The organism is Micromonospora echinofusca, from assembly GCF_900091445.1.
Taxonomy (GTDB): domain Bacteria; phylum Actinomycetota; class Actinomycetes; order Mycobacteriales; family Micromonosporaceae; genus Micromonospora; species Micromonospora echinofusca.
The window spans coordinates 3828764-3852859 of record NZ_LT607733.1; the positions used below are offsets into that span (position 1 = coordinate 3828764).

Below are 24096 nucleotides of genomic sequence, written 5' to 3' on the forward strand. Positions count from 1 at the left end.
CGCCCGCACGGCCCGGGGGACGACCACGTCAACTGCCCAGCGCCCGCTGGATCTGCGCGATCAGCACGCCGCAGGCGTACCGGTCCGAGGCGCCGACCATGCCGACGATGCTCGCCGGCAGCGGTCCGTTGTCCGTCTCCGCCGGGTCGTGGTGCATGAACACGACCAGCTCCCCCCGGTCGATGAACGGCGCGAGGATCGGCTCGGCGTCGACGCCGGGGGCCAGCGAGAAGAACGTGGTCATGGCGCACCGGTGCTGGCCCAGCAGCGAGCTGCGGTGCAGGATCGAACTGGTGGCCCCGCTGACCCGGAAGTTGGGATCGATGACCCGCAGTTCGCCGTCGCGGCCGATCCCGGCGTCGAAGGAGCAGTACCCCCGGTACCCGAGCGCACTGGCCTTTCGGACCCCTACGGTCAGCGCTTCGATCAGCTCCCCCGGCGGCTGGTCGTCGTCCATCACACAACCGACCCACGTCGACGTGGGCTGCGGCAGGTGTACGGACGCACCGAAGTAGTGCACCGCTCCGCTCTCCGTCACGCCGAACTGGAGGCCCCAGATCGTCCGGAAGGGCACCTCCTCCTCGACGATCCACCGGTCGCTGACCTGTTCGAGCTGGTTGAACAGCGACCGGTTCCGCCGGTCCTGCAAACGCCTGGTGAAGATCGCGATTCCGCTGTAGACCTCGACGCCGGCCGGTTTGATCACCGCGGGCCGGCGGTCCTGCCGCACGATGCGACGCACCTCCTCGGGGGTGGCGACCTGGCGACGGGGCAGGTATTCCGGTGCGAGCAGTGTCTCCAGGACGGTCTTGTTGTTGAGGCGGGCCAGCAGCTCCGGCGACACCCGGGCCGATGCGGCCCGCAGGTGCGGATCGTGCGGGGGAAACTGGAATTCCAGCGTCTCGCCCCGTTCGGCGGCGTCGCGGGCGAGGCGCACCGCCTGCGCTCCGGAGCGGAACTCGCGCAGATCGCTCGGCGTCTTCAGACCGCACCGGCTGATGAGCCGCAGTGACTTGTCGGCACTGGATCCGGTGCTGCAGATCGCCGCCGACTGGTGCGGGAGGGTCAGATGGAGGCCGGTGATCATGTCCAGCCCGTTGTGCAGGGCGGCGCCCGCGCTGGCGAGATAGCGGCTTCCGGCGGTCGCCACCGGGTCGGGCGGCCGGGCGAGGACCACCCCGTCGTGGGCGAACACTTGTACCTGGATAGGCCCGTGCATTTGGATCTCCTGACATGCCGGCCCACAAAGGGCCTCGGGGTGGCACGAAGTCCGGGTGCCCACGACCACGAACAGCGGAGAACGTGGACGGTTGCGGGGCTCCCGGTCCTGATGAGGCCGCTCGGCCACGAGAGTCGGGCGTGCCGCGTGCACCGACCGGACGGTCTCAGGGCTGGACCGGCCAGGTAGCGGGCTGGCTTGTGGTCAGCGCCGCGTCGGCGGGGTGCACACCATCAGTCGGTGGCTGACGTGCAGTCACCGACTTGGTCATGATCGGGAAAGCATAGTCCGTCCTCATTGCCCGGGGATGGGCCGGTCAGCCGAACACGGGCGGCCCTTTTCGCGGCCGGGATCGCCAGTTCTCCGAGCGGGCCCGTCGACTCGGGCTGACCGAAAAGACGCTTTTCGAAAAGGGCTGCGGGACCATTCACCGCCGAACCCGGACAATCGCACACCGACCCTCTCGGAGGGCACCTACTATCAACTATAGAAAAGATATAGCTGCATGTGTTTTCACTATAAGGTTAGCGCATCCGAGCGGGATCGTGACCGGCAATTCAAATGGACCACCGCACTGAGCAGGGCACTTCGGCAATCGGGCCGCGACGAGGCCGTACCGGGGCCCAACCGGGTCGCCGCCGGCGGCGGATCGCGGCGGTCCTCGGCGGGGGATCTCCGGCTGACGCGCTAGGGGTCGACGTGCGTATCTCTAGGGGTGTACGCCACTCCACGGGGCTTCGTAGGGTCGGGCCCCATCGGTTCGTCGTTCCCTTTTCAGTGCACCGGATCGGGGACGAATGTGGGTGCGCGACGCCCGGACGGACGGGAGGTGCCGGTGACCGGATCGGGCACCGGTCTGCTCCTTTCGATCAATGACGCGGCCGCGGCCCGGGATCCGGACGGTGACCCCGTCGCTGATCGCGCGGCGGTTCCCGCACGCCGGCCACCCGACCGGACCGCACGCCCCGCGAACCGCTCCTGCCGCGCCGACCGGAGTCCGCCCGGCGGTACGGCACCTCGGCTGACCGGCCGTTGCGGCCCCGTGCCTTCCGGTCGCCACCTTTCGATCGGAGGTTGAGCTGATGTCTGTCGGGTTCGATGGTGCCCGGAGCGTGGCCGGTGCGGTTGACGCCGGGACCCTGGACCTGGTGGGAGACCTGCGCCGGCCGACGGTGTGGCCCGCCCGGGCGGCCTCGGTGCACCGGGTGCTCCCCTCCTGGCTGCCGGACGTCGGACCGGCCGCCGACGTCGTGCTCGCCGGGCTCGTGGCGGTCCTGGCGCGCTGGACGGCCCAGGAGGAGATCGTGCTGGGCCTGTCGTCGGGTGACGGCGGGTCGGTGCTGCGGGTGGACGTGGCGGGTGATCCGGGCTTCGGGGAGTTGACGGCGCGGGTGGGTGCGGCGTTGGCCGAGCCGGTCGCGTTGGGTGCGGGTGTGGTGGGTCCGGTGGTGGTGGGTGTGGTGGATGGGCCGGTGGCGGTGGTGGGGCCGGGTGTGGTGGGTGTGGATCTGGTGGTGTCGGTGGCGTCGGATGCCTCGGCGGTGCGGGTGGATTACGCGGTGGAGGGTTTTTCGGGGCAGTGGGTGCGGAGTCTGGTGGATCAGGTGGTGGTGTTGGTGTCGGCGGGGTTGGCGGGGTCGGGGCTGGGTGTGTCGGGGTTGCCGTTGGTGGGTGATGCGGAGCGGGAGCGGTTGTTGGCGTGGGGTCGGGGTCCGGTGCGTGAGGTGCCGGGTGAGCCGATCCACGAGTTGGTGTTGGCGTGGGCGCGGCGTTCGCCGGAGGCGGTGGCGGGGGTCTTCGGTGGTGAGGTGTTGACGTACGGGGAGTTGGATCGTCGGTCGGGGGTGGTGGCCGGGTATCTGCGCGGCTCGGGTGTCGGCGTGGGTGATGTGGTGTCGTTGGCGTTGGATCGCAGCCTGTGGACGTTGGTGGCGACGTTGGGTGTGCTGCGGGCGGGGGCGGCGTACACGCCGATGGACGTGTCGTGGCCGGTGGAGCGGATGCGGATGCTGCTGGCCGACCACGGCGCGCGGGTCGTGCTGACCGTCGGGGAGGTCGCCCCCCGCGTCCCCCGTCCCGACGGCGTACGGGTGGTGGCCCTCGACGACGACTGGCCCGCCGTGCAAGCCGCCGACGCTGTCGACCTGCCGCAGGTGCCGGCCGACGCGCCCGCGTTCGTGATCTACACCTCGGGCTCCACCGGCACCCCGAAGGGCGTCGTACTGACCCACGACAAGCTCACGAACTTCCTGGCGTGGATGACCGACGAGTGCGCCATCGGCCCCGACAGCCGCATGCTGCACTCGGCGGCGCCGGTCTTCGACGCCGCGTTCGGGGAGATCTTCGCGACGCTCACCGGTGGCGGTCGCGTCGTCGTCTGCTCCCGCGACGACCTGCTCGACGCGCGCCGGCTCACCGACCTCGTCAACACCCACGACGTCACGCACACGTTCGGGCCGGCCACGAACATCGCCCCGCTCGACCCGGCCGCCTGCCCGGGCCTGCGCTGCATCATCTTCGGCGGCGAGGCCGTCCCGCCGCAGTTGGCCCAGCGCTGGCTGGCGGCCGGTACGCGGGTGGTGAACGCGTACGGGCCGGCGGAGATCGCCGTGGCGTGCACGTGGTTCGACGCGTCGGCCGGCTGGGGCGGCGCCTACGTACCCATCGGCTGGCCCATGCCCAACCGCCAGATCCGCGTCGTCGACACCAACCTCGGCCTCGTCCCCATGGGCGTACCCGGCGAAATCCTCATCACCGGCCACGGCGTCGCCGACGGCTACCTCAACCGCCCCGATCTCACCGCGCAGCGCTTCGTCACCGACCCGTACAGCGGCGGCGTCGCCTACCGCACCGGCGACCTCGGCCGATGGAACGCCTCCGGCGCCCTGGAGATCCTCGGTCGGATGGACCACCAGGTGAAGGTCAACGGCATCCGCATCGAACTCGGCGAGATCGAAGCCGTGCTCGAACAGCACACGGACGTCGGCACGGCCGTGGTGGTGCGCCGCGAGGACAACGGCACCGCCCGACTCGTCGCCTACGTCACCGGGCGCAACGGCCGTACCCCCGCCGTCGGCGACCTGCGCGCGCACGCCGCGGCCCTGCTGCCCGCCTACATGGTTCCCGCCGCCACCGTGCTCCTCGACCGCTTCCCCGTCGGCGGCACCGGCAAGATCGACCGAAACGCGCTGCCCGCACCCGACACCCAGCGTCCCGACCTCGGTGTCGAGTACGTCGAGCCGACGACGAACTCCGAACGCCTCGTGGTGGGGGTGTTCGCGACCGTCCTCGGCATCGACCGGGTCGGTACGCGGGACAGCTTCTTCGACCTGGGCGGCACGTCGTTGCAGTCGGCGACGGTGGCCACGCGCCTCGACGAGGCCGCGGACGTCGTCGTGCCCGTCTCGCAGATCCACCGCACCCCCACACCACAGGGGCTCGCCCGGTGGCTGACCACCGCGCCCCGCCGGGTGGACACCGGCGCGAGCGCCGGGCAGGCCCGTCAGCGTCCCGGTCCGGTTCCGCTCGCGCAGCAGGTGGCGAAGTGCCTGATGTCGCCGCTGGAGGTCGTCGTCCCGGTCACCTGGTGGATCGAGGGTGAGCTGGACCTGCGCGCGCTGATGGCGGCGCTCGGCGACGTGCACCGTCGGCACGAGGCGCTGCACGCCCGCTACCGCCGCGTCGACCCCCCGGTGGCGCTCGTGCCGCCGAACCCCGGCATGCCGCAGCTGCGGTTGCTCACCGACGCCGCCACCGAGCAGGAGGCCCTGGACCAGCTCGCCGACGCCGTGCAACAACCCCTCGACTACACCCAGGGCCGCAACTGGCGCGCCGCCCTCATCCGCGACAAGTCGACCGGACGGGTCCTGTTCGGCGTCGGCATCCACCACATCGCCTTCGACGGCTGGTCGTACGGGCTGCTGGTGCGGGACCTGAGTCACGCCTACACGGCGCGGTTGTCGGGGACGGCCCCCGAGTGGGCGCGGCCCGCGCCGACGCTGCGCCAGTCGTACGAGGAGTACACCCGACTGCGCGACGCCGCCGACCTCGAAACCCAGCGCGCCTACTGGCGCGAACAGCTGCGCGGCCTGCCCCGCCAGGGCAAGGGCCCGGCCACCGCCCCGCTGGAGCAGGCGCTGGCCTGGGGCCCGAAGGCCGGGCACACCGTCACCGTCACACCCGAGGTCATGCAGCGCTGGGACCGGGCCGCCCGGGAACAGCGGTTCAGCCGCTCCAGCTACTTCGTCGCGTCATTCGCCTCGGCGCTGCGCGCGATCCACCAGCAGGACGACATCGGCCTGCTGATGGTGGTGGCGAAGCGGGGCAGCCGCGTGCTCGACTCCGCCTTCACCACCCGACTCAACCTCAACTGCGTCCGGGTGCGCTTCGACGGGCCGGAGGACGACAAGCTCGTCCTGCGGGTCAACGAGACGATCACCGACCTCATGCGGGCCCAGGACGTCCCCTTCGCGGAGACCGCCGACGACCCCGCCGCCGGGCTCTCGGGCGAGGTCGTCGCCAGCCTGCCGACGTTCGTGTTCCAGGACAACGTGGTCGTGCCGCTGGAGCTGCCCGGCTGCCGGGCCGAGGAGGTCGTCGACCCGTACGCCCGGGAGGTGCCCAACGGGCTCACGGTCGAGGTGCTGCCCCGCCTCGACCACGCCCTGCTGCGTGTCACCATCCGCACCGACTACCTGCCGTACAGCTTCGCCGAGGAGCTGAACCGCCGCATGCTGCGCTTCCTGGAAGCCGGACCGGCGGGCTCCCCCACCGCTGGTTGACCGTTTCACCCCCGTCCACACCGGACTGCTCGTCAGCCGGGGACGCGCGCACCGCGTCCCCGGAGTTCGTGGTTCTTCCCGCCCGGCGTACCCGTGGGCCACGCCGGCACTGATCGGAGGTTGGCTCATGTCTGTCGGGTTCGTTGGTGGTGGGGTCGCGGCCTCCGGCACCGACTTCGAGGTCCTCGACCTGGTGGGCGACCTGCGCCGGCCGACGGTGTGGCCCGCCCGGGCGGCCTCGGAGTTCCGGACGCTGGACCTGCCCGGCCTGGCGGGCGCCCGGTCGCCCGGCGCGGTGGTCCTGGCCGGCGTCCTGGCGGTGCTGGCCCGCCACACCGGTCAGGGCGAGGTGGCGGTGGGGCTGTCGTCGGGTGGGGTGCTGCGGGTGGACGTGGCGGGTGATCCGGGCTTCGGGGAGTTGACGGCGCGGGTGGGTGCGGCGTTGGCCGAGCCGGTCGCGTTGGGTGCGGGTGTGGTGGGTCCGGTGGTGGTGGGTGTGGTGGATGGGCCGGTGGCGGTGGTGGGGCCGGGTGTGGTGGGTGTGGATCTGGTGGTGTCGGTGGCGTCGGATGCCTCGGCGGTGCGGGTGGATTACGCGGTGGAGGGTTTTTCGGGGCAGTGGGTGCGGAGTCTGGTGGATCAGGTGGTGGTGTTGGTGTCGGCGGGGTTGGCGGGGTCGGGGCTGGGTGTGTCGGGGTTGCCGTTGGTGGGTGATGCGGAGCGGGAGCGGTTGTTGGCGTGGGGTCGGGGTCCGGTGCGTGAGGTGCCGGGTGAGCCGATCCACGAGTTGGTGTTGGCGTGGGCGCGGCGTTCGCCGGAGGCGGTGGCGGGGGTCTTCGGTGGTGAGGTGTTGACGTACGGGGAGTTGGATCGTCGGTCGGGGGTGGTGGCCGGGTATCTGCGCGGCTCGGGTGTCGGCGTGGGTGATGTGGTGTCGTTGGCGTTGGATCGCAGCCTGTGGACGTTGGTGGCGACGTTGGGTGTGCTGCGGGCGGGGGCGGCGTACACGCCGATGGACGTGTCGTGGCCGGTGGAGCGGATGCGGATGCTGCTGGCCGACCACGGCGCGCGGGTCGTGCTGACCGTCGGGGAGGTCGCCCCCCGCGTCCCCCGTCCCGACGGCGTACGGGTGGTGGCCCTCGACGACGACTGGCCCGCCGTGCAAGCCGCCGACGCTGTCGACCTGCCGCAGGTGCCGGCCGACGCGCCCGCGTTCGTGATCTACACATCGGGCTCCACCGGCACCCCGAAGGGCGTCGTACTGACCCACGACAAGCTCACGAACTTCGTCACCTGGATGCGCGACGAGTGCGCGGTGGGCCCGGACAGCCGGATGCTGCACTGCTGCGCGCCCGTCTTCGACGTCGCCCTGGGCGAGATCTACACCGCGCTGACCTCCGGCGCCCGCGTCGTGGTCTCCTCCCGCGACGACCTGCTCGACGGCCGGCGACTCACCGACCTGATCGCCAAGGAACAGGCGACCCACGCGTTCTGCCCGCCCACCAATCTCGCCGCCGTCGACCCCGCCGACTGTCCGAGCATGACGTGCGTGACCCTCGCCGGGGAACCCATCCCGCCCCACATGGCACAGCGGTGGATGACCGCCGGCGCGCGGCTGATCAACGCGTACGGGCCCGCCGAGGCGTCCGTGGCGTGTACCTGGTTCGACGCGTCGGCCGGCTGGGGCGGCGCCTACGTACCCATCGGCTGGCCCATGCCCAACCGCCAGATCCGCGTCGTCGACACCAACCTCGACCTCGTCCCCATGGGCGTACCCGGCGAAATCCTCATCACCGGCCACGGCGTCGCCGACGGCTACCTCAACCGCCCCGAGCTGACCGCCCAGCGCTTCGTCACCGACCCGTACAGCGGCGGCGTCGCCTACCGCACCGGCGACCTCGGCCGATGGAACGCCTCCGGCGCCCTGGAGATCCTCGGTCGGATGGACCACCAGGTGAAGGTCAACGGCATCCGCATCGAACTCGGCGAGATCGAGACCACCCTCGCGGCGCACCCCGACGTCGGCACGGCCGTCGTGGTGCGCCGCGAGGACAACGGCACCGCCCGACTCGTCGCCTACGTCACCGGACGCAACGGCCGCACCCCCGCCACCGCCGAGCTACGCGCACACGCCGCCACCGTGCTCCCGCCCTACATGGTCCCCGCCGTGATCATGGTCCTGGACCGCTTCCCCGTCGGCGGCACCGGCAAGATCGACCGGCGGGCGCTGCCCGAACCCGGCTCGCAGCGCCCCGACCTGGACGTGGCGTACGTGGAACCGGCGACCGACTCCGAACGCCTCGTCGCGGGGGTGTTCGCGGCGGTGCTCGGGCTGGACCGGGTCGGCGCGCACGACGGCTTCTTCCACCTCGGCGGCACGTCGTTGCAGTCGGCGGCGGTCGCGGCGGGCGTCGACGAGGCGGCGGACGTCGTCGTGCCCGTCTCGCAGATCCACCGCACCCCCACCCCACAGGGGCTGGCCCGGTGGCTGGCCACCGCGCCGCGGCGCCCCAGGGTCGAACCGGAGGCGCCCGTCACCGGTCGCCCCGGCCCGTCGAAGCCCGTCCCGCTGACCCTGTCGGTCGCGAAGTGCGTCTGGCTCCCCTTCGAACTGGTCTGCCCGACCACCTGGTGGGTCGAGGGCGAGCTGGACCTGCGCGCGCTGATGGCGGCGCTCGGCGACGTGCACCGCCGGCACGAGGCGCTGCACGCCCGCTACCGCCGCGTCGACCCCCCGGTGGCGCTCATCCCGCCCAACGCCGGCATGCCGCAGCTGCGGCTGCTCACCGACGCCGCCACCGAGCAGGAAGCCCTGGACCAGCTCGCCGACGCCGTGCAACAACCCCTCGACTACACCCAGGGCCGCAACTGGCGCGCCGCCCTCATCCGCGACAAGTCGACCGGACGGATCCTGTTCGGCGTCGGCATCCACCACATCGCCTTCGACGGCTGGTCCCACTCGCTGCTGGTGCGGGACCTCAGCCACGCCTACGCCGCCCGGCTGTCGGGGACGGCCCCCGTCTGGGCGCGGCCCGCGCCGACGCTGCGCCAGTCGTACGAGGAGTACACCCGACTGCGCGACGCCGCCGACCTCGAAACCCAGCGCGCCTACTGGCGCGAACAGCTGCGCGGCCTGCCCCGCCAGGGCAAGGCCCAACCGCAGGCGCCCCTGGAGCAGGCGCTCGCGTGGGGTCCCAAGGCCGGACACATCGTCACCGTTCCCGGCGAGGTCATGCAGCGCTGGGACCGGGCCGCCCGGGAACGCCGGTTCAGCCGCTCCAGCTACTTCGTCGCCGCGTACGCCTCGGCGCTGCGCGCCATCCACCAGCAGGACGACATCGGCCTGCTGCTGATCGTGGCCAAGCGGGGCAGCCGGGTGCTCGACTCCGCCTTCACCACCCGGATCAACTCGAACTGCGTACGGGTCCGGTTCCGGCCGGGGGCGGACCTGCTCCGGCACGTCCAGCAGACCGTCGACGAGCTGATGGCCGCCCAGGACATCCCCTTCTCGGAGACCGCCGCCGACCCGGCCGTCGGACTGCCCGGCGAGGTGGTCGCGAGCATCCCCGGCTTCGCCTACCAGGACAACGTGGTCCTTCCGCTGGACCTGCCCGGCTGCCGGACCGAGGAGGTCGTCGAGCCGTACGCGCGGGAGGTGATGAGCGGGCTGACCGTCGAGGCGATCCCCCGCGACAGCGACGCCCTGCTGCGCATCACCATCCGCACCGACCTGATCCCGTTCGCCCTCGCCGAGGAGTTGGGCGCCCACATGCTGCGCTTCCTCGAAGCGGGGCCCGACGCGGCCCCCGGCACCGACTGAACCCCCACCCCGTCCTCCCCACGCCGGGGAGGTCGCGCTCCGGCCGTACCCCTGCGGGTGTGCCTGTCCTGATCGGAGGTCTGCCCATGTCCGTCGGGTTCGTCGGTGCTCCGTCCTCTGCCAAGGGTGTCGACGGGCCCGGCACAGGCTACGAGGCTCTCGACCTGACGGGTGACCTGCGTCGGCCGCCCGTCTGGCCGGCTCCGGCGGCGTCCGCACTGCGGACGCTGGAGCCGCCCGACCCGGCCGGGCCGGGGCCGGCCGGGCTGGTGGTGCTGGCGGGCCTCGTCGGGGTGCTGGCCCGCTACACCGGCCAGGAGGAGGTGGCGCTCGGCCTGACATCGGGTGGATCGGTGCTGCGGGTCGGCGTGGCGGACGATCCGCCGTTCGGTGAGCTGACGCGCCGGGTGGGTGTGGCGTGGACCGCGCCGGTGGCGGGCGCGGGTGTGGTGGGGCCGGTCGCGGTGGGCCTGGTCGACGGCCCGGTGGCCGACGCGGGCCCGGAGGTGGTGGACGTCGACCTGGTGGTCACCGTGGCCTCGGACGGTTCCGGGCTGCGGGTGGACCACGCCGTGGAGGGGTTCTCCGCGGACTGGGTGCGCGGCCTGCTGGAGCAGACCGTGACGCTCCTGTCGGCCGGCGTGCGGGAACCCGAGGTCCCGTTGTCCGGGCTGCCGCTGCTGGGCACGGCCGATCGGGAGCGGCTGCTCGCGTGGGGCCGGGGCCCGAGCCACCCGGTGCCGGACGAGCCGCTGCACGACCTGGTGTTGCGGTGGGCGCGTCGGACGCCGGACGCGGTCGCCGGCGTCGCCGGCGGCGAGGTCGTCACGTACGGGGAACTGGCACGCCGGTCGGAGCTGCTGGCCCGCTACCTGCGCTCGGCGGGCGTCGGCGTCGGGGACGTCGTGTCGCTGGCGCTGGACCGGGGCATGTGGACTCTCGTCGCCACCCTGGCGGTGCTGCGGGCGGGGGCGGCGTACACGCCGATGGACGTGTCGTGGCCGGTGGAGCGGATGCGGATGCTGCTGGCCGACCACGGCGCGCGGGTCGTGCTGACCGTCGGGGAGGTCGCCCCCCGCGTCCCCCGTCCCGACGGCGTACGGGTGGTGGCCCTCGACGACGACTGGCCCTCCGTGCAAGCCGCCGACGCGATCGAGCTGCCGGTGGTGGACACCTCCCGACCTGCGTTCGTGATCTACACATCGGGCTCCACCGGTACCCCGAAGGGCGTCGTGCTGACCCACGGCGACCTGACGAACTTCGTCACCTGGATGCGCGACGAGTGCGCGGTGGGCCCGGACAGCCGGATGCTGCACTGCTGCGCGCCCGTCTTCGACGTCGCCCTGGGCGAGATCTACACCGCGCTGACCTCCGGCGCCCGCGTCGTGGTCTCCTCCCGCGACGACCTGCTCGACGCCCGCCGGTTGACGGAGCTGATCGCGAAGGAGCAGACCACCCACGCGTTCTGCCCGCCCACCAATCTCGCCGCCGTCGACCCCGCCGACTGTCCGAGCATGACGTGCGTGACCCTCGCCGGGGAACCCGTGCCGCCGCGCATGGCGCAGGCTTGGATCGCGACGGGCGCGCGCCTGATCAACGCGTACGGGCCCGCCGAGGCGTCCGTGGCGTGTACCTGGTTCGACGCGTCGGCCGGCTGGGGCGGCGCCTACGTACCCATCGGCTGGCCCATGCCCAACCGCCAGATCCGCGTCGTCGACACCAACCTCGGCCTCGTCCCCATGGGGGTACCCGGCGAAATCCTCGTCACCGGCGCCGGGGTGGCCGACGGCTACCTCAACCGCCCCGAGCTGACCGCCCAGCGCTTCGTCACCGACCCGTACAGCGGCGGCGTCGCCTACCGCACCGGCGACCTCGGCCGATGGAACGCCTCCGGCGCCCTGGAGATCCTCGGTCGGATGGACCACCAGGTGAAGGTCAACGGCATCCGCATCGAACTCGGCGAGATCGAAGCCGTGCTCGAACAGCACACGGACGTCGGCACGGCCGTGGTCGTGCGCCGCGAGGACCGGGGCGTCGCCCGGCTGGTCGGCTACGTGACCGGCCGCGACGGCAGGAAGCCGGCCGTGACCGAACTGCGGGAGCACGCCGCGACCGTGCTGCCCCCGTACATGGTCCCCGCCGTGATCGTGGTCCTCGACCGCTTCCCCGTCGGCGGCACCGGCAAGATCGACCGGCGGGCGTTACCGGAACCGGGCTCGCAGCGCCCGGACCTCGGCGTGCCCTACGCCGAAGCCACGACCGACGAGGAACGACTGGTCACGGGCGTGTTCGCCGCCGTACTCGGCATCGACCCGATCGGCACCGGGGACAGCTTCTTCGCCCTCGGCGGCACCTCCCTGCAATCGGCTGCCGTCGCCGCCGCCATCGACGAGGCCGCCGACCTCGTCGTACCCGTCTCGCAGATCCATCGCACGCCCACGCCACGGGAGCTGGCCCGCTGGCTCGCCACCGCGCCCCGCCGCCCCACGGGCGAGCCGCCCGTCACCGGCCGTCCCGGCCCGGCCGAGCCGGTACCGCTGACCCTGTCGGTCGCGAAGTTCGTCTGGCTCCCCTTCGACCTGGTCTGCCCGACCACCTGGTGGATCGAGGGCGAACTTGACCTGCGTGCGCTGATGGCGGCGCTCGGCGACGTGCACCGCCGGCACGAGGCGCTCCACGCCCGCTACCGGCGGGTGGACCCGCCCGTGGCCGTCGTCCCGCCGAACCCGGGCATGCCCACACTCCGGCTACTCACCGACGCCACGAACGCGCAGGAAGCGCTCGACCATCTCGCCGAGGCGGTGCAGCAGCCCCTGGACTACACCCAGGGCCGCAACTGGCGGGCCGCGCTCATCCGCGACAGATCGAGCGGGCGCGTCCTGTTCGGCGTCGGCATCCACCACATCGCCTTCGACGGGTGGTCCCACGGGCTGCTCGTCCGCGACCTCGGCCACGCCTACACCGCCCGCCTGGCCGGCCGGGCACCCGTCTGGGACCGCCCCGCGCCCACGCTGCGCCAGTTCCACGACGAACACACCCGCCTGCGGGCCGCCATCGACCTCGACGCGCAGCGGGACTACTGGCGCGAGCAGTTGCGCGGACTCGCCCGCCAGGGCGAGGGCCGGCCGCGGCCGCTCCTGGAGCAGACCCCGCCCTGGGGCCCCCGGACCGGGCACATCGTCACCGTCGCGGCCGAGGTGCTCGAGCGCTGGGACCGGGCCGCCCGGGAACACCGGTTCAGCCGCTCCACCTACTTCGCCGCCGCGTACGCCTGCGCGCTGCGCGCCATCCACCAGCAGGACGACATCGCCCTGCTGATGATCGTCGCCCAGCGCGGCAGCCGGATCCTCGACTCCACCTTCACGAGCAGGATCACCTCCAACTGCCTGCGGGTGCGCTTCGACGGGCCGGAGAAGGACCTGATCCGAGCGGTCCAGCGCACCGCGGAGGGACTGATGGCCGCCCAGGACGTCTCCTTCGTGGAGATGACCACCGATCCGGTCCTCGGCATGTCCCGCGAGGTGGCGAACAGCATGCCCTCGTTCGCCTACCAGGACAACGTCGTGCCGCCGCTGGAACTGCCCGGCTGCCGGACCGAGGAGGTCGTCGATCCGTACGCCCGGGAGTGGTCGGGTTCCTGCGTCGCCGAGGTGCTGCCCCGTGGCGGCGACGCGCTGCTGCGCGTCACCATCCGCACCGACCTGGTCCCGGCCCCCGTCGCCGAGATGCTGACCACCGCCATGCTGCGCTTCCTGGAGGCCGGGCCCGAGGCCGCCGACGAGACGCGCTGAGCGCGCTCGACGCCGCTCGACGCGGTGGCCCACCGGGCGGCGTCCGCAGTTGGTCGTGCGCGGACGCCGCGACCGGCCTGTCGAGCGGACCCGGCGGCCGGCTCCGGACCGGAGTCCGGGACCGATGGCGGCCGGCCACGGATCGTCAGCGCCGGAAGCACCGCCTCAGGTACTCGTGGACGGACGCCAGGTCCGCTGCGGTGAGCACCGTGGTGGGGTGGTTCTCCCGCTCGCCGTATCGGTCGAGGGTGTAGCGCAGCGGGTCGTGGTGACGCCGGATGACGTACCGCACGTCGGTGCCGAACGCCGCCGACTCGCGGGTGCCCACGAACCGTCGCAGGGGATTGCCGCTGCGGTCCGCCTGGGCCAGGAGTTCGGTGGTGACCAGGGACAGGTCGGGCCCCTCCGAGATGATCCGCAGCGGCGGGTCCGGACGCTCGGTGCGGTACGCCCGGATGATCGCCGCGAGGTCGAGGGCACGCAGCGCCGCGAGTTCCCCCTCGTCGGCCCAGCAGATCCGGAACGCCACGCACGGCCAGCCCACCGGGCGTGGGGCGGAACGGTTGCCGACCTCGGTGAGCAGCACCCGGGTGACGTCGGCCAGGTCGTCGGCGGCGTACACCGGATCGCCGAGCTTGGCCACGCCGTGGTCGCGCAGGTGCAGCTCGAACCGGCCGTCGCGTTCGGCGATCCGGTACGACTCCCGGCCGTGGGTGGCGACGAAGGGGTTGCCGTACAACTGCACCGGCGGCCACCAGCCGCACTCGCGCAGCCAGTCGACCGCGACGGGATCGAGTTCGTCGGCGGTGACCGCCCGGACGCTGCCGGGCGGATCGAGCCTGCTGGCGATGGCCCACAGCGCCTCGCAGGCGGCCTGCTCGGTGGCGAAGACGACCGGCTCCGGGCCGTGGGTGTCCGGGGGGAAACGGGCGGGGCGGTTCAGGTCGCGGACGGTGACGGTGTACCGGCCGTGCTCGACCAGCAGGTTCCACGCGCCGTAGCAGACCGACGTCGACCTCCTCGACGCGGGAACCTGGCTGCGCAGCGTGTCGTAGTGCCCCGCGTACACCTGGAACGGGTCGTGCCCGGCAGCGCGCAGGCGCTGCTGCAGCTCCAGAAAGTTCACCCGGTCATGGTGCACCTCCCGCACGGGTTCGGCGCGGGCGGCCAGGCTGAGCCGCACGCCGCCGGGGATGCGGGCTGGATCATGGCAGCAAGGGCCGGCGGGTCCTGACGTCCGGAAGCGTCGGTGCCGGACACCATGGTGGCCCGCCGTGGGCCGACGACGAGCCCGGCGCTTTCGCTCTCAGAGGGCGGTTCGGCAACCTTCGGGTTGATCTATGCGGGGGTCCGTTTGGAGATCGTTCTGCGGGTTGGTGTAGATAGTGATCACTCGATGGCATGAAAGGTGGACCCGGGTCGCGACCGATGTCGTGGCTGCGGCGTTCGCGGGTCATGGATGATCGACGTGGGTGATCGGAAGCCGTACCCGAGCGATGTGACCGATGGGCATGGGCGTTGATCGGGCCGTTCCTGGATGCGTGGGCGGGCCACGCGTGTCTCGGTCGCGGGCCGTCAGGGCGAGCACGACCTGCGGGAGATCGTGAACGCGATCCAGCCGCCAGATCCTGACCGAAACCAAGCCCGGAATCTTCACCCTCACCCAGAAACGGACCCGGTCCTTTCGGACCGCCCTATCGGACGCTCATCGCGCCGATTCGGCCAGGATCTGGCGTAGGCGTCGTGCCTGTTTGATGGTTTGCGAGCTGCCGGTGCGGTCGGCGATCGCGTCCAGTTCGGGGATGCTGCCGGTCGCGCCGGAGGTGCTCGCGCAGTCGGCGGCCAGCGACAGCAGGGCTCCGAGCCGGCGTGGAAGCTCATTTGCGCTGAGTAGGCCGGGCAGTGCGCCGGCCAGGATGTTCCAGGCGGTGGTGTGGGCGCCGATGCGCGCGATCTCGGTGAGCAGGTCGAGCAGGTCTGGTGCCGGTTGCCGTCCACCCCGCTTGTTCCGCGGGATCAGGCATTCGCCGACATGCTTCGCGTCCATCTCGTTGCGGGCGACGAGCTGGAGCAGTGCGTCCATATCGCCGTCCGGGCGACCCCGTGACAAGGTGTTGGCCAGGAATCGGTGGAACAGCGGCCCGATCGGGCCGTCGGCCGCCGCCAGCAGCGGTAGGTCCGACACGTAGTAGTAATCTCGTCGCCAGGCGCCCGTCCACATCAGCTGTGCCGCGATGTACTCGCGCAACAGCGGCAACGTGGCGACCCACTGCGGCAGGTCCAGCGGCCGGGCCGGCTGGTGATAGATGAACGAGTCGGGCAGGTCCTGGTTGATCGGGCCACCGTCGTGGTGCTTGAGCAGCAGGACGTCCAGTCGCCGAAACGGGTCGGTGAACCCGTCCCGCAGCGCGGGCAGGGCCAGACCGGTGCTTTCTTCGACCACCGTGAGCCCTCCGGACGACAGCCACTGCGCGAACCTGGTGCCCTCCGCGGTGCCCAGTGCGGCGGCGGCGCCGGCCAGCCGGTCGCGGTCTGGGCCGACGGGGATCCGCACCCGTAGCAGAGCCTGATCGAAGTCGGCCGGTCCGGCCGTGATGCCGAGTCTCGCGTACTCGGCCAGCCGGTCCAGCAGGACGTCGGTGTCCACCACACCGGTACGCCAGGAGGGTGCGGACAGCAGGAACGGGGGCGGATCGGCCAGCACAGCGCGGGCGACTTCGAAGATCCGCGCTCGCCAGGCGGCACGGAAGACGCAGTGCCCGCACTGCGGTGGGAAGCCGGTTCCGTTGTCGGACATCTCGGGGGGTACGACGGGAAGACTCTCGGCGTCGAACCCGTCGAGGAGGAGAGCGAAAACGATGACGCCGATGCCCGCGACCGGGTACGGCTGCCGGTCGGGGAACCACTGGGAGGTCACCGGGCCCTCGCTCTGCCAGGGCCACTGCTTGGCGGGGACGGTCCGCAGCGCTGCGGCCAGGGCCGCCCGGTCCCGGTACGCGAAGCGAACCAGGTCGTCGAGGGCGTGTTCCGACTCGACGGTCGATGCGTGCGGCGCGGCGACGATCGCGACGATCTCGCCGATCAGCTCCGGCAGGGTCTCGGTCGGCGCCGTGGCACGTTGCGGCGCCATAACCGGCGGCAGCGTCTCCTGGTACGGCGTTTGCGCCCGCTCGCTGCCGGGCGTACTGCCGCCGAGTGCTGCGGTCGCCTGCTCTCGCAGGTCGGGGGTGAGGCCGGCGACCGCTTCGACGATCTGCGCACGGGCCGTCGGGTCCGCCGCTCCGACGTGCCGGGCGACGAGTTTCCAGGCCTGCTCCTGCACAGCGTTGTCCTCGTGCCCGAAGGCCACCGTCGCCGCTGTCAGCAACTGGCCGGCACCGTCCGTGCTCGACCGCAAGGCGTGACCGAGATGCTTGAGCTGCGCGCTGACCAGTCCCTTCTCCGGGCGCGCCAGCACGTCCCGCGAGGCGTCCGCGAGCAGGCCGACGTCCAGCCGTCCGGCATCGATCAACCGGCGCAGTCTCTGCACCGCGTCGCCGGCGGTCGGTGCGTCGGCGTCCGCGGCCAGCCGGGCCCAATCGCCGGCCCGATCCGCGAGTTCGTCGTCGGTGAGGGTCAGATCGTCCAGCAGCCGCCGGAAGCCGCGCAGCTCATGCGGTCGTCCGCCGCGGAACAGCCGACCCACGCACTGGTCGATCAGCGCCGTGCGATCAAGTTTCCCGGACTCCGTCATGTCCACCAGGCCCGGCCCCAGGTAGCCCATCCGCGCCCCGAAGCCCTCGACCTCCAGGGCGATCGGCACCAGTATCGGTGCATCCGGGTTGGTCAGTCCGCCGAACCGGAGCCGCTGAATCGCATAGCCAAAGTTGGTCGGCGTCGCACAGCCCGAGAGTCCGATCAGGTTTTGCACCAGGTGATAGTGCAGCGGCGTCCCCTCGAACTGTCTTCTTTCCTTGTCGAGTTCGGCGGCGAGCCGATGCGCCAGCTCGCCGAGCCATTCCGGGCCGTGCCCGGCCAGGATCTCGGCTGACGAGGCAGGGAACTCCTGTCTCCGCAGCCGGTTGATCCAGAGCACCCACTTCGCCGCCCCGGCCGGTGTGGATTGGCAGGCCAGGCCGGCCAGCCGGCCCGCGTAGAAGACCGACCACTCGTTTTCCGGGCGCAGCCCACGGAGGATCTGCGTCACCGCCGGCACACACCCGCTCCGGGCCGCGGCGTCCATCTTCTCGACGAGGGCGGCGGACAGTTCCTCGTCGCCGGCCCGGATCGCTTCCAGCAGCGCATCACGCTCAGCGGTCATCAGTTATCTCCCCGTGTGGTCATCCGTACCGCGAGTGCGTGTTTGCAGGGACCGCGGCCGCCCCGGTGCCCAGCCCACCACGGGCACGTGCACCCCATGACCGCGCTGCGGTGGTCGACGAGATAGACCTTGTCTCCGGAGCGGACCGACGCCGTCTCACCGTCGACCGTCACGGCGCCTGCCCGCACCAGCGCCCGGGCGTCGCGTAGGCGCGGGTTGTGCAGTTCAACCTGGCCGACGCGATACGGCAACTCGCGATGGAAGTACGCGGCCTCCGCGGCGTCGTAGCCCACCCGGCCCGCAGTCCCCAGCCGGGTCAGCGCCGAACGCACCCGGTGGGTCGTCAGCCCGGCCTGCGCCGCGAGGTCAGCCACGTCGATGCGCGGCTCCCAGGCGAGCAGTGCGGAGATCAGGTCCGTATCGGCCTGCACGTCGTCCGCGGCCAGGGCCTCCAGCACCGCGCCCTCGCCGGAGAACCCGCGCGACACCTGCGGCGACAGCATCAGCGTCAGCCGCATGCCGGGCAGCGTCACCTCCCATGCGCTGGCCACCGGTGGGCTGCCTGCGGTCACCGCGGGACCGTACAGGCGAAGGGTCCGAGCGTGTCGTAGTACACGATCCAGTGTCGCCAGCCGGCTGGGCCCGGGAAGGCAGACAGCCCCCGGAGCCGGACCGCCCGTCGTTCGCAGGGTCCGCCCGACGGGCAGCACCCAGAGGTCCGGTACCCGGCCGCGGGTCGGTAACGACCGCAGGAACCGCGCCGCGTCTGCGGCCGGCACCTCGGCACGCAGGTCGAACCCCGAGGCGATCACCTGCGTCTCCGCGAAACCACGCAGCCAGCGTTGCGGCAGCGGTACCTTCTTCTCGACGAGCGGTCCGTCGAGGGTGGTGACGGCAAGCTCGTCCGGGCCGACCCGCAGGTACAACGGATCGTTGGCATGGATCCGCGACAGTGCGATGCGCAGCGGTGTGTTGACGTCGACATTGGTCGTTCCTTGACCAACCTCGCCTCCGTCGAGGCCGTCGGTGAGGATGTCCAGTCGCGCGTACACCCCGCAACAGCCTGAGAAGGACTCGAAGCGCAGCCGGTCGCCGTTTCCGGTGACTACCGGATCGAGAGAGCTTCTCAGTGTCGGCTGGTAGTAGCGGGTGGCGGCCACGTCAGCCACGGCGAGCAGCCCGGACGCGGCTATCCGCGGGTCGGTAAGGAAGCCGGAGAAGAACCCTGGATTGGCCTCCGCCCCCTTCGACGTTCTACCGCCAGAGGTCTCCAAGCCGACGATCTTGCTTCCGTCTGCGGAGTACACCTCGGAGGATCGGACGTACGAGACCGCGTGCGCTGTCTCGGTCATGACGCGACCGCCCCGATCGCAGACGGCCGACGCCGAGGCGGAGCACATGCTGGAGGGCGGTGTCGCACGGCGATCCTTACCGTCGGCGGGTCCAGGTGATGGCGGCATGCGACATCAACGCGAATGCCCGTCCACCTCACAGGAGGACAACCAGGAGAGCCAGGTTCCGATGCTCCGTCGGGCCATTATAGGGAGCGCTCTCTCAAGGCATCATCAACGAGTCCTACCAACGAATCCTGGCCGTGCTCACCGCTGACGGTGCCGGCCTGCGCGCCGAAGACGTCTGTCTCGCCCTGGGCGTCGGCACCGAACCCGAAGACGTCGACCTTCCGGACCGTCCTCTCAACCCGGAGGACTCGCTGGCGGAGATCCTCGAGGCCTACCAGGCTGAGTGCGCGCGGTCCTCGGCGGTCGTGGCGGGCGCGGCGCTCGACGACCGCGCCCGGGCCGCCGATGTCTCCTTCACCCTGCGAGACGCGCTCGCGCACACGATCCAGGAGACCGCGCGTCACTGCGGCCACCTGGACCTGCTGCGCGAGAGCATCGACGGGCAGGCCGGCGAGTAGCCGGAACCGCCGGTGCGGGTCAGTGGACGAGGGCGGCGGGGCAGTGCGCGAGCAGGTCCGTCGGGGCGTGCAGGACCAGGTCGGGGCCGGCGGCGAGCAGCGCGGCGACGTCCCCGCCGTGCCACGTGGTGGCCACGGCGGTTGCCCCGGCGCCCCGGCCGCTGAGCAGGTCGATGACCGCGTCGCCCACCATCATCGCCTGCGCCGGCGGCACGTCGAGGTGGCCGAGGGCCTGGAGCACGATGTCGGGGGCCGGCTTCGGGCGGGCCACCTCGTCGGAGCCGATCACCTGGTCGAACAGGCCCAGCACGCCGAGCGTGTCCAGCAGGGAGCGGGCCCGGGGCCCGCTCTTGCCGGTGGCGATCGCCATCCGGATCCCCCGCGAGTGCAGCGCCTCCAGGGTCTCCCGTACGCCGGGGAAGAGCGGCACCAGGTGGGCCATCCGGTAGCTCTCCCGGACGAACGGCTCCTCCATCTCCAGCGGCAGCCCCATCAGGCGCATGATGTCCGGGAAGTACCGGCCCATGTGCCGGTTGTACTCCTCGAACGGCGCCGGCCCGTCGCCCACCACCTCGGCGTACGCGATGCTGAACGCCTCCCGCATGACGGCCGAACTGTCGACGATGACGCCGTCGAGGTCGAACACGACCGCGCGGATCGGGCCGCGGGCCGGCGACGGCGCGGTCACCTCGACGGTGGACGATGGATGGCTCATGGCTGCTCCCGGAAGCGAGTGGGGCCGACGGTGGTTCTCACCGGTCGCGATGGCCCGCCAGCGCGTGCTGCCGCTCCGGCCGGATGGGCCGGGCGGACTGGTAGATCCGTTCGATGATGTCGATGGTCCGGTGGGCCTCGGCGACGGCTGCGCCGCGGGACGCCGGGTCGGCGAGCAGCGCGGGCAGCTCGTCGAGCTGGCGGTCGTACTCGGCGCCGATCGGCTCCTCGGACAGCGGCAGCCGTACGGTCTCGCCGTCGCGGGTCCGGGTCAGCACCGGCGTCGGCTCCCGGTTGGGGCTGAACCCGAACGTGCAGCGCAGCGTCGCCGACCCGGCGGCACCGTGCACGGTGACCGTGGTGCGGTCCAGCGACTCGTGCGACGCCCAGCAGGCGTGCAGGGCGACCGACGCCCCCTCGGCGGTGAGCAGGAAGCCGCGCGCGGTGTCCTCGACGTCGCCACGGTCCCGGCCACCGCCGCCGGCGTCGCTGCGCCAGGCGGCGTGCGCGGCACTGTCGTTGACGAAGTCGTCGGAGACGCTGCCGATGGCGTGGGTGACCCGGGTCGTACCGAGCAGCGGCAGCACCGTGTCGAGCAGGTGCCAGCCGAGGTCCACCAGCGCTCCCCCGCCGGACAGGTCGCGGCGGGTGAACCAGCCGCCCGCGTCGGGCACCCCCCGGGCGCGTACCCAGGCGACGTCGACGTGCCGGATCGGGCCCAGCTCGCCGGCCACGGCGGCCAGCGCCCGGATGTCGGCCCGGTAGCGGGCGGCGCTGCCGGCGAGCAGCACCGCGCCGCCCTCGCGCTCGGCCTCGGCCAGCAGGGTCGCCTCGGCGGAGGTCAGGCAGACCGGCTTCTCCAGGAACACCGGCACGCCCCGACGCAGCAGCCGGACGGCGACGGCGGCGTGCAGGTGGTTCGGCACCGCCACCACCACCAGGTCGGCCGCTCCGGCCGGCAGGTCGTCGACGTCGGCGTACGCGGACGCGACGTGGTGGATGTCGCGCGCCCGGTCGCGTACGCCCGGCTCCGGGTCGACCACGGCGGTCACCTCGAAACCCGGATGCGCGGCGAGCCGGGGCAGCCAGATCTCCCGCCCGGCCCACCCGAGGCCGGCCACCGCGACCCGCACCGGTCGGTCCGACGCGGCGGCCGGGGGCAGGGCGGTCATCCGGCGAGGACGTCGGCGAGCACGGCGGCGATGTCGTGCATCTGCTGCTCCGTGCCGAGCAGGGTGCGGTGGTGCAGCCAGATGCAGTCGGAGTGGATCTGCTCGACGTTGGGGCAACGGGCCGCGATCGCCTCGACCGACTCGTCGGGGGCGCCGGCCTTCCAGAAGCCCTCGCACCGGTAGATCGCGCGGAACGCCACGAAGGCCGGGACGCCCCGGGCGATGAGCGCGTCCACCACCGCGCGGCGGCGCTCGATGGTGATGCCGGGAACCCGGAACATCGCCATGTAGTGCGGGTTGCGGTCCGTACGGGGGTCGGTGGTCTGCGGGACGACGCCGGGGATCTCGGCGAGCAGGCGCGACAGCAGCGGCCAGCGCTGCTCGCGTACGGCGATCTGCTCGTCCAGCCGGGACAGCTGCGCGCGCAGCACTGCGGCCGTGAACTCGCCCATCCGGTAGTTCGAGCCGGTGGTGCCGTGCAGGTAGTCCCGGTCGGTGCGGGGCCGGCCGCAGCTGTGCACGAGGAACGCCCGCTCGCGCAGCTCCTCGTCGGGGAAGACGACCGCTCCGCCCTCGCCGGCGGTCATCAGCTTGCCGTTCTGGAAGCTGAACGCGGCCACCGAACCGAGCGCGCCGGCCCGCCGGCCCTGCCACTGCGCGCCGTGGGCGTGCGCCGCGTCCTGCAGCACCGCCACGCCGGCGTCGGCGGCGAGCTTGTCCAGCGCGTCCATGTCGGCGAACTGCCCGGCCATGTGCACCGGCATGATGACCTTGGTGCGGGGCGTGATCGCGGCCTCGACGGCGGCCGGGTCGACGCAGTAGGTGTCCAGGTCGACGTCGACCGGCACGGCGACCGCGCCGAGGCGCTGGGCGGCCAGCGACGAGGAGATGAACGTGAAGGCCGGGACGATCACCTCGGTGCCCGGCCCGACGCCCAGCACCTCCAGCGCGACCTCCAGGGCGTGGGTGCCGTTGGTGACGGCGAGCGCGTGGGGCGTGCCGTGGTAGTCGCCGAACTCCCGCTCGAAGGAGTCAACCTCGCTGCCGCCCATCCGCCACCACTGGCCCTGTTCGAGGGCGCGGATCAGGCCGGCCCGCTCCTCGTCGCCGAACTGCGGCCACTCGGGGAACTCCGACACCGTCGAGGGCTGACCACTCATGACTTCCCACTTCCCAACTCGGGCAGACCAGGGGCTTCGCCGGACCATCGGCCGGGACGACCCGGGACCGCCGGTACGCGGTCCGGGCACACCGGGGCGCCGGATGGCCGGTACGAGGTAGGTGACGCTGCCGTTGGAGCCGGCGTCGTCGCTTCAGCAGGGAGGACGGTAACCGACCCGGCAGCACGGTCACCGCCCCTAACAGCCCCTAGCCACCCCTTAGTCCGCCCGTGCCACCGCCGCCGCCGGTTCGCCCGGCGCCGCGGGCGTAGTAAGACTGCGTGGACCAGTCATCGGGCCTTGTCGGGACAGGGCCACGCCCCGCGAGGTGAAGTGTGTCGGACGTGCTGCTGCTGAACGGCCCGAACCTGGGCATCCTCGGCCAACGGGAGCCGGAGATCTACGGCACCGACACGCTGGACGACATCGAACGCGCCGTCGGCGAGGAGATCGCGGGGCGGGGCTGGCGGGTGGTGGCCGAGCAGCACGACTGCGAGGGCGCCCTGATCCGCGCGATCCAGAACAACTACGACACCGTCGGCGCCATCGTCAACCCGGGCGCCCTGATGATCGCGGGCTGGAGCCTGCGTGACGCCCTGGCGAACTACCCGCGCCCCTTCGTCGAGGTGCACCTGTCCAACGTCTGGGCCCGGGAGAGCTTCCGGCACGATTCGGTGATCGCCCCGCTGGCCAGCGGCGTCATCGTCGGGCTCGGGTCGCTGGGCTACCGGCTGGCCGCCCGCGCCCTCGTCGCGACCGTCCGGTGACGACCGCGGGCCCCGCCGTCCGGTCCCGGCTGCGCCGCCACGGCAGCGGTACGGTCGTCCGCACGTCCCGACTCTTCCCGAAGGACCTCACGTGCACATTCCCATCCTCGTCCTGACCCTCATCCTCGCCGCGGTGTTCGTGGGCACCGCCGTGCCGAAGCTCACCGGGCAGGCACAGATGCGCGAGCGGATGGAGCACCTCGGCGTCTCGCCCGGGCTGACCCGCCTGCTCGGGGTGCTGGAACTCGCCGCGGTCGCCGGCCTGCTGCTCGGCCTGCTCTGGCCGCCGCTGGGCATCGCGGCCGCGATCGGTCTCGCCCTGCAGATGGTGGGCGCGGTCGTCTACCACGCCCGCGCGAAGGACCCGGCCGCGATGACCCTGACGCCGGTGATCTTCGCGGTGGCGGCCGTCGCGCTCGTGGTCCTGCACGTGCTCCAGGGCTGAGGCCCGGGC

Annotated in this window: 13 protein-coding genes; 6 read left to right on the forward strand and 7 right to left on the reverse strand. The window is 72.3% G+C overall.

Annotation, left to right across the window (positions count from 1 at the left end):
• Positions 1-28: 28 nt before the first annotated feature.
• Positions 29-1372 (reverse strand): ATP-grasp domain-containing protein, encoded by a 1344-nt coding sequence (locus GA0070610_RS16090; protein ID WP_231925595.1) that lies wholly within the window; start codon positions 1370-1372, stop codon positions 29-31.
• A 929-nt stretch (positions 1373-2301) separates the two neighbouring features.
• Here GA0070610_RS16090 and GA0070610_RS16095 point away from each other — a divergent pair.
• The 3 genes from GA0070610_RS16095 to GA0070610_RS16105 all read left to right on the forward strand — a co-directional run bounded on the left by GA0070610_RS16095 (position 2302) and on the right by GA0070610_RS16105 (position 13611).
• Complete coding sequence (locus GA0070610_RS16095) at positions 2302-6000, forward strand: non-ribosomal peptide synthetase (protein WP_089000797.1); 3699 nt, start codon at positions 2302-2304, stop codon at positions 5998-6000.
• Between the two features lie 127 nt (positions 6001-6127).
• Positions 6128-9820 carry a non-ribosomal peptide synthetase gene (locus GA0070610_RS16100; RefSeq protein ID WP_089000798.1) on the forward strand — a complete coding sequence of 1231 codons (3693 nt, stop codon included), beginning with the start codon at positions 6128-6130 and terminating at the stop codon, positions 9818-9820.
• A gap of 86 nt (positions 9821-9906) precedes the next feature.
• Positions 9907-13611: a non-ribosomal peptide synthetase gene (locus tag GA0070610_RS16105; protein ID WP_089000799.1), complete on the forward strand. Its 3705-nt coding sequence runs from the start codon at positions 9907-9909 to the stop codon at positions 13609-13611.
• 145 nt (positions 13612-13756) lie between these two features.
• Here GA0070610_RS16105 and GA0070610_RS16110 read toward each other — a convergent pair whose 3' ends face one another.
• The 3 genes from GA0070610_RS16110 to GA0070610_RS16120 form a co-directional block, all read right to left on the reverse strand.
• On the reverse strand, positions 13757-14737 hold the full coding sequence (locus GA0070610_RS16110) for a hypothetical protein (RefSeq protein ID WP_157747167.1): 981 nt from the start codon (positions 14735-14737) through the stop codon (positions 13757-13759).
• Positions 14738-15316: 579 nt separating this feature from the next.
• Positions 15317-17911: a DUF6493 family protein gene (locus GA0070610_RS16115; protein WP_089000801.1), complete on the reverse strand. Its 2595-nt coding sequence runs from the start codon at positions 17909-17911 to the stop codon at positions 15317-15319.
• On the reverse strand, positions 17911-19263 hold the full coding sequence (locus GA0070610_RS16120; protein WP_089003543.1) for an SWIM zinc finger family protein: 1353 nt from the start codon (positions 19261-19263) through the stop codon (positions 17911-17913). Before GA0070610_RS16120 ends, GA0070610_RS16115 begins: the two co-directional genes overlap by 1 nt.
• Before the next feature lie 242 nt (positions 19264-19505).
• Between GA0070610_RS16120 and GA0070610_RS16125 the strand changes: the two genes are divergently transcribed.
• Positions 19506-19829, forward strand: a complete 324-nt coding sequence (locus GA0070610_RS16125) for a mycothiol transferase (RefSeq protein ID WP_157747168.1) — start codon at positions 19506-19508, stop codon at positions 19827-19829.
• Positions 19830-19848: 19 nt separating this feature from the next.
• Here the strand turns inward: GA0070610_RS16125 and GA0070610_RS16130 are convergent, their stop codons facing one another.
• The 3 genes from GA0070610_RS16130 to GA0070610_RS16140 are packed head-to-tail and all read right to left on the reverse strand — an operon-like array spanning position 19849 to position 22875.
• Positions 19849-20544: an HAD-IA family hydrolase gene (locus tag GA0070610_RS16130; protein ID WP_089000803.1), complete on the reverse strand. Its 696-nt coding sequence runs from the start codon at positions 20542-20544 to the stop codon at positions 19849-19851.
• 37 nt (positions 20545-20581) lie between these two features.
• A complete protein-coding gene (locus GA0070610_RS16135; protein WP_089000804.1) occupies positions 20582-21715 on the reverse strand; it encodes a Gfo/Idh/MocA family protein in 1134 nt (377 codons plus the stop codon).
• On the reverse strand, positions 21712-22875 hold the full coding sequence (locus GA0070610_RS16140; RefSeq protein WP_089000805.1) for a DegT/DnrJ/EryC1/StrS family aminotransferase: 1164 nt from the start codon (positions 22873-22875) through the stop codon (positions 21712-21714). The genes GA0070610_RS16135 and GA0070610_RS16140 overlap by 4 nt, the downstream gene beginning before the upstream one ends.
• 335 nt (positions 22876-23210) lie before the next feature.
• Here GA0070610_RS16140 and GA0070610_RS16145 point away from each other — a divergent pair, with 335 nt between their 5' ends.
• Both GA0070610_RS16145 and GA0070610_RS16150 read left to right on the forward strand, forming a co-directional pair.
• The gene (locus GA0070610_RS16145) at positions 23211-23642 is read left to right on the forward strand and encodes a type II 3-dehydroquinate dehydratase (protein WP_089000806.1); all 432 of its coding nucleotides are present in this window, start codon (positions 23211-23213) and stop codon (positions 23640-23642) included.
• Positions 23643-23733: 91 nt separating this feature from the next.
• Positions 23734-24087 (forward strand): DoxX family protein, encoded by a 354-nt coding sequence (locus GA0070610_RS16150; protein ID WP_089000807.1) that lies wholly within the window; start codon positions 23734-23736, stop codon positions 24085-24087.
• The last annotated feature ends 9 nt before the right edge of the window (positions 24088-24096 follow it).